The organism is Mycobacterium shinjukuense, assembly GCF_010730055.1.
GTDB lineage: Bacteria > Actinomycetota > Actinomycetes > Mycobacteriales > Mycobacteriaceae > Mycobacterium > Mycobacterium shinjukuense.
On the sequence record NZ_AP022575.1, the window covers coordinates 1,595,598 to 1,607,817 of the forward strand.

Genomic DNA, 12,220 nt, shown 5'->3' on the forward strand with positions numbered 1-12,220 from the left:
TCGATAGTGTCTCCCATCATGGGCGTTCTGCGCTTCCTATGGCGGCAAGTGCTGGCGTTCGACCGGATCGGCTCACGTATCCCCCAGCTCATCCAAGTGTGGCTTACGGAACTGTTCTTCGTGATGCCGATGACCTTCTTCATCGGCAAGGTCATCGACATCCACGGCGCGTTCGGCGTGCCCGGCACCGGCGAACGGCTCGGCGGGGTCTTCTGGGGAGCATTGGTGGTCGCGCTGATCTTCGGGTTCTCCTTCGTGCGCTCCCTGGTAAAGCCGCGGGTGGCGCAGGGTTCCTGGACGCCGCTGACACATGCCGACATCGGACCGGCAACCGTGTACGGCAGCAACAGGGCCTGGAAGGTAACCTACTCCTACCTGACCAGCCACCCGTCCTACGCGTTGTTGCTGTTGCTGACGGCGCCGATCCCGGCCGTGATGTTGGCGGCGACCAACAACCAGGGCGACAGCACGTTCTATTTCCGGGTGTGCGGCGTTGTCGGGCTGATCATTCTCGCCTGCATGGCGCTGGCGCGCATAGTGGCTTGGTATGTCTTTCGTTTCGGCCGCCGCCAGCTCGAGCACCAGCTGCGGGAATCGTCGATCTCACAACGTCGTCTGGGCTGGGAGATCGCCTGGAAGCCGGTGCTGGTCCTGGTGGTGTTGATGTATGCGATCGTCTGCATTCCGTTGGTTGCCATGTGGTTGAACGACCAGCGCACCATTGCGGGCCTGCCGGTGGTGATCGTTGCGGACGCGGCAAACCCCGGCCAGTATCGGCGGGTGGAAGGCACGGTGGTGTCCAACCCGGTGTATTGGGCGCCGGGAGGCACCGGTCGTGGCGGAAACAACCACGCGGGCGCGGGGGTTCTTGTGGCGCTGCCGTCCGGTGGTGAGGCGCTGCTGCTCGCCGAAGCGATGTCGGTGCCCGACTTCAAGGGGATGATGGCCGGTGTGCGCGGCGGCGCGCTCAAGGCGACAGGCAAAGTGATCGACGACATCACCGCCGATCAGCGAAAGTACTATGGCTTCGACGAAGCCGCGTTCCCCCAGGCGTCTTCCGCAGGCCGCGTCATGCTGCTGCTATCCACCCCGTGACCGGCGTCTTGCCGGTGCGCGGCTGGTCAGCCAAGTCCTCGGCGGCGGCTCAATCTTCCGACACCGCAGCGCATTTCACGCCCAAGGCGCCAAATCGAGTCACGCGCCGAGGCCGGTGAAGACCGGCAAGGGTTGACCGCCGGTTGGCGCACGCCTGGAAATCGCCGCGCGACACGCCGTTTGGCGCGTTGGTTGGTGACTCGTAGTCCCTTACCTTGAGCTGAAATGTGCGATCGGAGATGCGGCAGAAAGTCATGGCGGTGAGCGGCGGCCGATTCGACGGAATGTCGCGGCGGCAATTCCTGGCCAAGGCTGCTGCCGTCGGCACCGCCGGGGCGTCAATGTCGCTGCTCGGTCCGTTAATAGAAAAGGCCTACGGGGCGGGGCCGTGTTCCGGTCATTTGACCGACATCGAGCACTTCGTGCTGTTGATGCAAGAGAACCGGTCGTTCGACCACTACTTCGGCACGCTCTCGGGTACCGATGGGTTCGACACCGCGTCGCCGCTGTTTGCGCAGAAGGGTTGGAACCCGATGACGCAGGCGCTCGACCCCGCCGGTGTGACGCTGCCCTACCGCTTCGACACCACCCGGGGTCCCCTGTTGCAAGGTGCGTGCGTCAACTCCCCTGACCACGGCTGGGTCGCGATGCACGACTCCTGGAACGGCGGCGCCAACGACAACTGGCTGCCGGCGCAGGCGCGGACCCGCTCGGGGGCCATCGTGCCGACGACGATGGGCTATCACACACGCGCAGATATTCCGATCCACTACCTGCTGGCCGACGCGTTCACGCTCTGCGATCGGTACTTTTGCTCAGTGTTGGGACCGACGCTGCCCAACCGGCTGTACTGGCTCAGCGCCACCCTCGACCCCGACGGCGTGCATGGTGGACCGGAACTGGAGAGCCCCTATGCCCTACCGACTCAGAGGTTCAGTTGGCGCATCATGCCGCAGAACCTCAGCGATGCCGGCATCAGCTGGAAGGTCTACCGCAGCAAGAGCCTGGGACCGTACATCTCGTCGCTGGCAAGCTACGGCGGGGCCATCGAGTACTTCAAGCAATCGGCCGATCCCAGGTCGGATCTCGCCCGCTTCGGCCTGACCCCGACCTACCCCGCCGACTTCGCCGCCGACATCTTGGCCAGCCGGCTGCCGCAGGTTTCTTGGGTGGTGCCCAACGTCGTCGAGTCCGAACATCCCGGCTTCCCAGCGGCGGCAGGTGCCTTCGCCATTGCGAACGTGCTGCGAATGTTGCTCGCCAATCCCGCGGTCTGGGAAAAGACCGCGCTGATCATCAGCTACGACGAAAACGGTGGTTTCTTCGACCACGTGGTGCCGCCCACCGCGCCTCCGGGGACACCCGGGGAATACGTCACGGTGCCTGACATCGACAAGGTGCCGGGTTCGGGCGGCATCCGCGGGCCGATCGGTTTGGGTTTTCGCGTCCCCTGTATCGTCGTTTCGCCCTACAGCCGCGGCCCGCAGATGGTCCATGACACGTTTGACCACACCTCGCAACTGCGGTTGCTCGAAACCCGATTCGGGGTGCCGGTTCCCAATCTGACGGCATGGCGTCGTGGTGTGACCGGCGACATGACGTCGGCCTTTAACTTCGCGGTCCCGCCGAACTCATCGCGCCCCAACCTCGATTACCCTGGGCTGCACGCGCTTTCAATGGTGCCGCAATGTGTGCCCAATGCTGCGCTGTGGATAGTGGATCGTGGAATCCCGTACCGGGTGCCCTACCCGCAGACCATGCCCAGCCAGGAAACCACGCCGACACGCGGGATTCCCAGCGGTCTCTGCTAGCGCCTGGCAAACGGCCGATCGGGCTGGCCAAACATGTTGTCGGGCAAGCGAACCGAGCTTCCCTTCAGTGCCAGCACTATCGAGCAGCGGTCGCCTGGCTCAGGTGCACGGTATCCCGTGCGGACCACCGATCCAATGACCGGGCGGCGATTGCCACGGGCACACCTTCTTGATCTGTCCGGGCGGCACCGGGCGCCAATTGATCCAATGGTCGATATTCGGCCCCGGCGGGCCAGGTATGCGTGGCCCGGGATCGGCCGACGCCACGCCGGCACCGAACCCGAAGGCGGCGGCGCCCAGCGCGCCGGTGAGGGTGACTGCTCCCGCGAGCATTTTCACGTTCATTCCTGGCCTCCTCTCGGGCCGGTCCTCGCCACCCACCTCGGCGGGAACGGGGTTGACGTGCGATTTTGGACCGACCCCACGATCGCAGATACCCGGCGAGTACCCCGTGGATGGGATGTCAAACCCATTATCCCCTGCCGGGTGCGCACCCGCCGCTGACACCGGGGGCCGCCGGTCTTGGGGCTTGCGTTGGGATGCTGGTCAGCATGGCCGGCGAAGTGGGAGACCGGCGGCCGAGTAGATCGCGTCGATCACGGTCATGTTCTGGACGGCGTCATCCGGTGGCGTCTTCACCGCTTCACCGCGCAGCACCGCGGCGGCGAACGCGTCCAGCTGGTAGGCGTAGGAGGGGCGCCGCGGAAAGCGCTCCACCCGTTTGCCTGTCGCCGACCGCACTGTGAGCCGATGAAACAGCTGCGGCACAACGGGATTGAGCACCCGCAGCTCGCCACGCTCGCCGATCACGCGGGCACTCATGTTCACCAGAGTCGACGACCACATCGAGCAGCGGACCCGGCCGGTGTGCCCAGCCGTGAACTGCAACTCGGCCGTCATGGCCCGGTCGACCTCCGCAGTCCGCAATTTGGCGCGCGCGGAAACGACGTCCGGTGTGGCACCGCCGAACGTACGGGCCATGTGGACGGCGTAGCAGCCAGCATCCATCAACGCGCCGCCGGCGAGCGAGAAGTCGTAGCGGATGTCGGAGAACTTCGGCAGCGGGAAGCACATGGACGTCTCCACCCGCACCAGGGTGCCCAGTTCGCCGGAGGCGATGATCTGCTCAATTCGCAAGGCCAGCGGATGGTAGCGGTAGTGAAAAGCTTCCATCACCACCCGATCCGACGTCGCGGCCAGGTCGGCGATCTCGCGGGCTTCGGCGGCGTTGGCGGTGAACGGCTTTTCGCACAGCACGTGTTTGCCGGCGGCCAGCGCGGCTCGGGTCCAGCGGCCATGCAACCCGTTGGGCAGCGGGTTGTACACGGCGTCCAGGGTGGGGTCGGCGATCAGCGTCTGGTAGCTGTCGTGCACCCGGCTGATGCCATGTTTGGCGGCGAACGCCCGGGCACGCGACGGGTCGCGCGCCGCCACCGCGGCCACCATCACTTCGACGTTTCCCTTCGCGGGACCGATCAGCGCCAATGGCGCGATCCGGGCTGCACCCAGAATGCCGATCCGCAGCGGGGCACCGTGTCCAGGCCTAGCCATCGGGGTGGTCGGGTCCGCGGCGGGCGAATGCGGGCGCACGCTCGGGCCGGACCCCGACGCCGATGAAATAGGCGGGCACCATGGCTAACCACGGCAGCCGTTCCAGCACGCGGAGCAGGGACGCCGGAGGGGTGGGATCCTTGCCTTGGAGCAGTGGGCCGACCAGTCTTCGCTGCAGCATCCGTTGCACCAATTGGGTCACCGCGGTGGGAAATGCGCGGCGGCGACGGATGGCCGCCAAGTCGCGATCGGTGACTCGATGCTGCCGCAGCGGCTCGGCCAGGATGGTCGCGGCCGCCACCGCGTCCTGGACCGCCAGGTTGATGCCGACGCCGCCCACCGGGGACATCGCGTGCGCCGCATCACCAATGCACAGCAGCCCGTCAATGTGCCAGCGACGCAGCCGGTTCACCCGGACGTCGAGGTGCTTGACGTCGTCCATGGACTCCAGCGCCGCCACCGAGGTGATCGCTTCCGGCAGCAGTTCGCCCACCTCGCGGCGAAACTCCTCGATCCCCCGAGCGCGCAACTGCGGGTCGCTGCCCTTGGGTCCGAGGTAGGCGATCTGGAAATAGCCCTCGCGCGGGATCACCCCAAGGGCCTTGCCCGAGCCAACTCGGGGCAGGAAGGAGAACTCCACACCGGCTTCACGCGGCAGCTTGAACCACCACACATCGAAGTTCACCGGGTACTCGCGCGTCTTCAGGCCGGCTTCGTGCCGGGCGATCGACCACCGCCCGTCGCACGCCACCGTCAACTCTGCCCGCAGTTCACCGGGGCCGTCGGGTGCTTGGTAGCGCACCCCGGTGACCCTGCCCGCCTCATGCAATAGCCCGGTGACCTCGGTGCGCATCCGTAGGGTGAAGCTCGGCTCCGCTGCGGCGGCCTCGGCGAGCAGGTTCAGCAGGTCCCACTGCGGCACCATCGCGACGTAGGGATGGGGCTGCCTGAGTCGCCCGAAGTCGACGTAGGTGACCGAGCGGCCGTTCGATTCAAACGTCGCCTTGCGGACCTCGGTGTAGGGCAAGGCCGCGAACCGCTCCCACAGGCCCAGCTCGTCCAGCAGCCGCATGGTGCTCGGATGGACGGTGTCGCCGCGGAAATCGCGCAGGAAGTCACCGTGCTTCTCCAACAGGGTGACCTGCACGCCCGCTCGAGCCAGCAACAACCCAAGGACCATTCCCGCCGGGCCGCCGCCGACAATCGCGCACGTGGTTGTCTCTGCCATTAGCGCCTAAGCATAGAGGGTGGGCATTGTCACCCGGGGCTGTCTCGACGGTTACCCGACCAGCCCCGAGATTTCACCGCCGATGGCTCTCGCCGCGTTGATGAAGATGAGAATTTCCAGAGCGCCCGCCGCGGTGACTATTGCCACGTCGGCGGCGATCGGGTAGCCGACCGCGTTGACGAGCCCCATGGGATCACCGTGCCCGGCTTGCCGGATGCCGTCCAGGAAGAGGTTGATGTTGTAGGACGGCACGGTGGTTACCGCCGCGTTCGCGATGTCGGCCGTTGGCAGCATCGTCGCGTAGCTCGTTGCGGCCACCTTCGTCATCGTGTTGGCGATGGTTGTGTTGGCCGCTTGCAGGTCATCGATGACGCTGTCAATCGAGATGGCCGGGGGCGGTGCACCCGGGCCCGGCGAGGCATTGGGTGTCGCACCCAGGGGCGAAGTCAGCAGGTTCGGCAGGTCCGTCTGCGGCAAGGCAAGGTTGCTCACGCCGTGTGCGAAATCGCTCAATCCCTGTTGGGTCCCGGCGGCCAGCGCGTGTGCCACGGTGACCGGGCTGACCTCCGGGAACAAACCGAACGGGGTGGCAACATTGGGCGCCGAGGTCGAATAGCCGTAGGCCGGGTCGCCGTAGCCCAGGTTGACGATCACCCTCATATTCGGTTGGACCAGGTCGGCGAGCGGGCTGCCGAGCACGGGCAGCGAGCGCAACGGTTCCAGCAGCGGCAGGTTCTTGGTCGGAATGATGTAGTACTCCGTCATGGTGGGGCCCACCGTGTTGGTCAACGGCGCCGCCGAATCGAGCTGTTCGGGCGTGAGTAGGAAGTAGTTGGAGTGCACATAATAGGCACCCAAGATGGCGTTCAGGGTTGACACCACGTTGATCGGGTACCGCGGGAAGTCGGCCACGCCGTCGTATTCGATGGTGTAGATCTTGGTCGGGTACAGGTTGTCCGGAGTAGCACCGGTGGCCGTCACGCCGAGGCTCGGAAATGACACCCCGGGGAACCGGGTGGCGACGCCACCGTTCGGGTTGTTGGGATTGCCGATCAGCGTGAAGGACAGCTGGTCTGGCGTCGGTGGGTTGGCGGAAGCCGCAAGGTTGGCCATCGCCAGTGAGGAGATCGTGGCGCTCTGCGAATAGCCGAACACGGTGACGTTGTTACCGGCCGCGATCTGCTGGCGGATCGCATCCTGCAGGATTGTGACGCCCTGGGCCACCGATGCGTCGAACGTCAGGTTCTTGATAGCCACCACGGGGTACAGGGCCTGCGGCGTGAACAGCGCCTGCGTGACGGCGCCCGGGACGCTGCGACTGATGTACAGGTCGTAGGCGCGCTGCAGATAGCCCGGCGACGGCAGCGGGGTGCCGCTGCCTCCCATGACCTGCGCAACGGTCTGTGCCGCAGCGGCGTTCGTGGTGGCGGTTTCGCGGATCGCGTCGGCCACCGCGATATTCGACGTGGCCGTGTCCGCAACGACCGTCTCGGCCTGGACGCGCCACGGCATCGTGGCGGCCTCCAGGATGCTCTGCAGCCGTTGCTGCCACGGCGCCAACCGCGCTGCCACCATCACGGCCGCGGCATGATACGACGCCATCGCCGACACATCTTGGGCCCACATCTGCTCATACAGGGCATCGATGGCCGCGATCGCCGGCGCGTTCTGCCCGAACAGGTTGGCGGCCACCAGCGACGCCAGCTGCGTGCGATTGGCCGCCACCGCCGCCGGGTGCACCGTCGCGGCCAGCGCCGCTTCGAACTCGAATGCCGCCGCCCGAGCCAGACCGGCCGCTCCCGTCGCGTGGGCCGCCGACGTGCTGAGCCAGCCGACATAGGGCGCAGCCGCGTCGGCCATCGCCACCGCCGCCGACCCTTGCCACCGGTCGCTCGTCAACCCCGAGGTCACCGAGCCGAATGCGGTTGCCGCGGCCCGCAACTCGTCGGCCAACCGATCCCAGCCGGCCGCCGCCGCCAGCATCGGCTCCGATCCCGCGCCGGCGAGCGCCCGCGCCGAATTGACCTCCGGCGGCAGCACCGCATAATTCGCAAGCATCACAAGGCGTCTTCCTCAGCCGAGCCCTTACCGAAAGCGGGACAAAGCCTGAACGGTCGCGCATCCCCGAACGCACCCCCGATGCCGGCTGGCTCGAAACAGCCCACGCCGGGTGCGAGTGCGTGCGATCGAGAGCGCTCGGTCAGACGCCGGTGCCCGTTGGCGCCTCGATCGCCATTCCGGGCAGATCTGCCGCACCCGGCTGCACGCCGGGGACCGACACGCATGAAGCGCCGGTCAGGCCGACTGCCGCGACTACGGCGCCCAGCACCACCAGTGTGCGGACTTTCACTCGACCAATTCTGCTGTTGGCGCTCATCGACCGCTCCTTTCAACTGACGGTGCAACATAAGAATGGATGCGGCCAGATGTTAGCATCGGCACAACCCTTTCGTCGACCAATAATGAGAAACAGCCGACATTTTTGGTACCACCTCCGCGGAGCGTCGGGCGGGTAAGCGAAGCCTCGCTTCACCACGTCGATGTCCACCAGCAATCACCTTGGTAATAAAGCAAATTAGAATTTCAGCGTCCGCCGAAGGCGAGCGGACGGTGGAGCCGCAGCCGGGCCTTCAGACCCGGCTGCGCAGTTACTGACGGGGCCGCGTAGCACCCGCCGGAATGGCCATTCAGAATTCGACTGGGCGCGCCCTGAAGTCAATTATTTGGACAACGGAAGTCAAGTAATTTGACATTTCTGTACGCCGTGCAAGCCACCGCCCTCTGGTGTCAAATATCTGGACAAATGTCGTTCGAATGAGGCGCGCGCCCGCAGAAGCGCGCACCCCACCGCCGTCGCGCTGCGGTTCTTAGGCCTGCTGCCGTACAGGCGTCAACCGTAACGGGTTTGCCCGGTTGGCGAAGTCGAAGGTGGCGCCCTTGGAGAACGCGGTCATCGCGACCTCGACGCGTGGCCGCACCGGCTCCCGCGACCGGCGGATCTCGACGACCAGGTCGCCGCCATCGCGGTGGGCGCTCAGCCGGTTCCAGCGCGGGTCGACGCCGACGGCGAGCGCCTCCAGCGGTTCGCAGTGCTCGGCGTCGACCGTCGACACCCAGCCACGATCACGCATCGCGGGCGAATCCGCGGGCAGCCGGACCTGGACGGCCCCGGTATCGCGCACCGCGACCCCAATTGTGGTGTACTGCGGCGGATTCAACGCGGGATGCAGCCGCAGCACGCGGGCCAGATCCGCGGCGCGGGTGCCGGCGTTCAGGCAACGACGCAGCCGTGCCGCCGCCACCCCGGCGATCCCGGTGAACTGCTTGCGCAACAGATCGGTGGCACGGTCGGGGCCGCATCGGTCCCGCAACGCCAAAGCAAAGGACAACGACAAGAGATGATGTTGCAGCGCCACCTCTTCGGCCATCCGGACAAGCGCCGACCGTGACCACTGATGGAACTGCACATCGTTGGTCAGCGGTCCGCGGTAGTCGGCGATGCCCTCCGCCGTCGGGTCGATCGCGGACAACTCCACGTTGGCCGCCGCCGTGGCGGCGATGATCTCGGCCTGCCTGGGCAACGGTAGCGCTTGGTTGTGCGGATCGATGCTGACCGTCCACGCGCAGTGCGGGTGGCGACCGGCCGGAACCCGGGGCGGGCGATGAACGGGGCGGAATCGGGCGCGCGGATTGGTGGCGATCGCGGTCGCCTCGAAGGTGGGGTCCTCCACGTCGTGACACATCTGCTTCACCGCCGCCTCACCGAGGGGCTCCACGTCCAGCAGCGCTCCGCAGTGGTCCAGGTGGAACTCGCCGTGGCGGTCGTCGATCACCGAGTACCGGAAGTCCATGAACTGCGGCGGCGCGCCGATGTCGAGCTGCATCATTTTGAAGATGTCGGCGACCGTGTCCCCGGTGAGCCCGAAGGCCGCCCGCATGCGCCGGGTGTAGACGGGGCTGGCGCCCAGCCATTCCTCGATGGCGACCTGGGTCATGCCGGATTGCCCGAATTCGGCCAGGACGTGTCCCATTCCGCTGCGGTCGATCAGGTGGCCGCACAGCAGGAGTTCGGGCACCAGTCGGGCGAGCTCGGGCCGTGTCAGTCCGTCGTATGGCATGTGACTTCCCCTCACGGCGCTCGATATAACATAACAAGTGCAATGTTTATGGTCAAACCGCGGTGGCCGGGTTGCCCGTCGGGCGATGACTCGGATGTGGTGACCTTATGGTGATGTCACGACGAGTCGCTCCGACCCGGCCCGCCCATGGCAATCAGGCGCGGGCCGAACGCACTCGCGCCCTGGCCATCGACGTCACCGTCGAGATCGTGCTGAACGAAGGCATCGCGGCGGCCAGCGGTCGGCACATCGCCGACAAAGCGGGCGTCACCTGGGGGGTGATTCAGTACCATTTCGGGGACCGCGACGGCTTGCTCATGGCGGTCGTCGACCAGGGGTTCGACGAACTGCTGGACGCACTGGGGTCGTTGCCGCCGGCGACACCGGACACGCCGACGCGGGACCGAGTGGAGGCGGTGGTGACCGCGGCCTGGCGGGCGACGTCCAGCCCGACGTCGCGGGCCGCCAACGAGATCCTGATCGGAACCCGTGCCACACGTGGAGCGGCCGCGGCGGGGCATCTCAGCCGGCTGGCGAAGACGTTCACCACGCTGGGCGAGACGATCGGCCACGACCTCGATCCCACCCAAAGCGCAGCCATCGGCGGACACCTGCTGACCGCGTTACGGGGAATGATCGCCACCCAGTTGATCATGCCCCGGCCCGTCGACACGGCCGACGACCGGCGTGTCCTGGTAGAGATCCTGAGCGGCTACCTCGACCGGCATGGTGTCGACGCCAATGGATGGATCCGATGACCGAAACGATTCAAGCCCTGCTGCGGCGGCGCCTGTCCGATCCCGCAGTCGCGGTGAAATACCTTGACCTGCAATGGACCTGGCGGGAGTATCTGGCGGAGTCGGCGGCCCGGGCCGCGGTTCTCATCGCGGCGGCCGATCCGGGCCGGCCGATGCACGTCGCCAGCCTGCTGGGTAACACCCCTGAGATGCTGACCCAGCTGGCCGCCGCCGGGCTGGGCGGCTACGTGCTGTGCGGTCTGAACACCACGCGGCGGGGTCAGTCGCTGGCCGCCGATATCCGGCGCGCGGACGTCCAGATCCTCGTGACCGACGCCGAACATCGACCGCTGCTGGACGATTTGGACTTAACGGATACGCAGGTGCTGGACACCTCCACCCCGCGGTGGGCCGACATGGTCGCCGGTGCCGGCGCCTTGGTCCCCTACCGGCAGGTCGACATGATGGACCCGTTCATGATGATCTTCACGTCCGGAACCAGCGGCGATCCCAAGGCGGTGCTGGTGTCACACCTCATGCCGGCCTTCGCCGGTCGCAGCCTGACCGAGCGCTTCGCCCTCACCCCGCACGACACCTGCTATGTGTCCATGCCGCTGTTTCACTCCAACGCCGTCGTCGCGGGCTGGGCGCCGGCGGTGGTCTCCGGCGCGGCCATCGTGCCGGCGAAGTTCTCGGCGACCAAATTCCTCGAGGACGTCCGCCGTTACCACGCCACCTATATGAACTACGTCGGCAAGCCGCTCGCCTACATCCTGGCCACCCCGGAACGCCACGACGACGCCGACAACCCGCTGCGGGTGGCCTTCGGAAACGAGGCCAACGACAAGGACATCGAGGCCTTCTCGCGTCGCTTCGGCGTGCACGTCGAAGACGGCTTCGGCTCGACCGAGAACGCGGTGATCGTGATACGCGAACCGGGCACCCCGCCCGGCTCGATCGGTAGGGGGATGCCGGGGGTGGCGGTCTACCACAGCGACACCGTCGCCGAGTGCGCCGTCGCCCGCTTTGACGAGCACGGCGCACTCGCCAATGCCGACGAAGCCGTGGGTGAGCTGGTCAACACGGCGGGCTCGGGTTTTTTCACCGGCTATTACAACGACCCCGAGGCCAACGCCGCACGCATGCGCCACGGCATGTACTGGTCGGGCGATCTCGCCTACCGAGACTGCGAGGGCTGGATCTACCTCGCCGGCCGCACCGCCGACTGGATGAGGGTGGACGGCGAGAACCTGGCGGCGGCACCGATCGAGCGAATCCTGTTGCGCCACGACGCTATCAACCGGGTGGCGGTGTACGCCGTGGCCGATGCGCGGGTCGGTGATCAGGTGATGGCGGCGATCGTCCCGCAAGAGGGTCAGGCGTTGGACCCCGACTCGTTCCAAGCCTTCCTCGACGCGCAGCCCGACCTGTCCCCCAAGGCCTGGCCACGATACGTTCGCATCACGGCCGACCTGCCCTGCACCGCCACCCACAAGGTGCTCAAACGCCAGCTGATTGCCCAAGCAACCGACATCGGCGAGGACGAAACCCTGTGGGAACGCGAGGAACGCGGGACAATGTACCGGATCGTGGCGCGCGACGGCGTGAGGTCCAACTGATGCTCATCGCACGATGGGGCTCTCATGACGGGCGAGATGACTCGGCGGAGCGGCCACTGTG

10 protein-coding genes are annotated in these 12,220 nt (G+C 66.6%); 4 read left to right on the top strand and 6 right to left on the bottom strand.

The annotated features are described in order from the left end of the window. Positions 1-18: 18 nt before the first annotated feature. Together G6N20_RS07105 and G6N20_RS07110 are read left to right on the top strand one after the other, a co-directional pair. Positions 19-1,095 carry a hypothetical protein gene (locus G6N20_RS07105; RefSeq protein WP_083046365.1) on the top strand — a complete coding sequence of 359 codons (1,077 nt, stop codon included), beginning with the start codon at positions 19-21 and terminating at the stop codon, positions 1,093-1,095. A 254-nt stretch (positions 1,096-1,349) separates the two neighbouring features. After that, on the top strand, positions 1,350-2,906 hold the full coding sequence (locus tag G6N20_RS07110; RefSeq protein WP_142271873.1) for a phospholipase C: 1,557 nt from the start codon (positions 1,350-1,352) through the stop codon (positions 2,904-2,906). A 99-nt stretch (positions 2,907-3,005) separates the two neighbouring features. Here G6N20_RS07110 and G6N20_RS07115 read toward each other — a convergent pair whose 3' ends face one another. The 6 genes from G6N20_RS07115 to G6N20_RS07140 form a co-directional block, all read right to left on the bottom strand. Then, on the bottom strand, positions 3,006-3,251 hold the full coding sequence (locus tag G6N20_RS07115; protein ID WP_083046366.1) for a hypothetical protein: 246 nt from the start codon (positions 3,249-3,251) through the stop codon (positions 3,006-3,008). A gap of 201 nt (positions 3,252-3,452) precedes the next feature. Next, positions 3,453-4,457 (bottom strand): Gfo/Idh/MocA family protein, encoded by a 1,005-nt coding sequence (locus tag G6N20_RS07120; RefSeq protein WP_083046456.1) that lies wholly within the window; start codon positions 4,455-4,457, stop codon positions 3,453-3,455. Further along, entirely contained in the window at positions 4,450-5,685 is a 1,236-nt protein-coding gene (locus G6N20_RS07125) for an FAD-dependent oxidoreductase (protein ID WP_083046367.1), read from the bottom strand. Before G6N20_RS07125 ends, G6N20_RS07120 begins: the two co-directional genes overlap by 8 nt. A gap of 51 nt (positions 5,686-5,736) precedes the next feature. Beyond that, positions 5,737-7,743, bottom strand: coding sequence for a PPE family protein (locus tag G6N20_RS07130; RefSeq protein WP_083046368.1), 2,007 nt, complete (start codon positions 7,741-7,743; stop codon positions 5,737-5,739). 142 nt (positions 7,744-7,885) lie between these two features. Next, positions 7,886-8,062, bottom strand: a complete 177-nt coding sequence (locus tag G6N20_RS07135; protein WP_158084740.1) for a hypothetical protein — start codon at positions 8,060-8,062, stop codon at positions 7,886-7,888. Between the two features lie 490 nt (positions 8,063-8,552). Then, positions 8,553-9,803 (bottom strand): hypothetical protein, encoded by a 1,251-nt coding sequence (locus G6N20_RS07140; RefSeq protein ID WP_083046369.1) that lies wholly within the window; start codon positions 9,801-9,803, stop codon positions 8,553-8,555. 113 nt (positions 9,804-9,916) lie between these two features. Here G6N20_RS07140 and G6N20_RS07145 point away from each other — a divergent pair, with 113 nt between their 5' ends. Both G6N20_RS07145 and fadD1 read left to right on the top strand, forming a co-directional pair. Continuing rightward, a complete protein-coding gene (locus tag G6N20_RS07145; protein WP_083046457.1) occupies positions 9,917-10,561 on the top strand; it encodes a TetR/AcrR family transcriptional regulator in 645 nt (214 codons plus the stop codon). After that, positions 10,558-12,159 carry a fatty-acid--CoA ligase FadD1 gene (gene fadD1 / locus G6N20_RS07150; protein WP_083046458.1) on the top strand — a complete coding sequence of 534 codons (1,602 nt, stop codon included), beginning with the start codon at positions 10,558-10,560 and terminating at the stop codon, positions 12,157-12,159. The genes G6N20_RS07145 and fadD1 overlap by 4 nt, the downstream gene beginning before the upstream one ends. The last annotated feature ends 61 nt before the right edge of the window (positions 12,160-12,220 follow it).

Coding starts and splice junctions, on each gene's coding strand:
- G6N20_RS07105 (WP_083046365.1), top strand. CDS start 19: ATGGGCGTTCTGCGCTTCCTATGGCGGCAAGTGCTGGCGTTCGACCGG.
- G6N20_RS07110 (WP_142271873.1), top strand. CDS start 1,350: ATGGCGGTGAGCGGCGGCCGATTCGACGGAATGTCGCGGCGGCAATTC.
- G6N20_RS07115 (WP_083046366.1), bottom strand. CDS start 3,251: ATGAACGTGAAAATGCTCGCGGGAGCAGTCACCCTCACCGGCGCGCTG.
- G6N20_RS07120 (WP_083046456.1), bottom strand. CDS start 4,457: ATGGCTAGGCCTGGACACGGTGCCCCGCTGCGGATCGGCATTCTGGGT.
- G6N20_RS07125 (WP_083046367.1), bottom strand. CDS start 5,685: ATGGCAGAGACAACCACGTGCGCGATTGTCGGCGGCGGCCCGGCGGGA.
- G6N20_RS07130 (WP_083046368.1), bottom strand. CDS start 7,743: ATGCTTGCGAATTATGCGGTGCTGCCGCCGGAGGTCAATTCGGCGCGG.
- G6N20_RS07135 (WP_158084740.1), bottom strand. CDS start 8,062: ATGAGCGCCAACAGCAGAATTGGTCGAGTGAAAGTCCGCACACTGGTG.
- G6N20_RS07140 (WP_083046369.1), bottom strand. CDS start 9,803: ATGCCATACGACGGACTGACACGGCCCGAGCTCGCCCGACTGGTGCCC.
- G6N20_RS07145 (WP_083046457.1), top strand. CDS start 9,917: ATGTCACGACGAGTCGCTCCGACCCGGCCCGCCCATGGCAATCAGGCG.
- fadD1 (WP_083046458.1), top strand. CDS start 10,558: ATGACCGAAACGATTCAAGCCCTGCTGCGGCGGCGCCTGTCCGATCCC.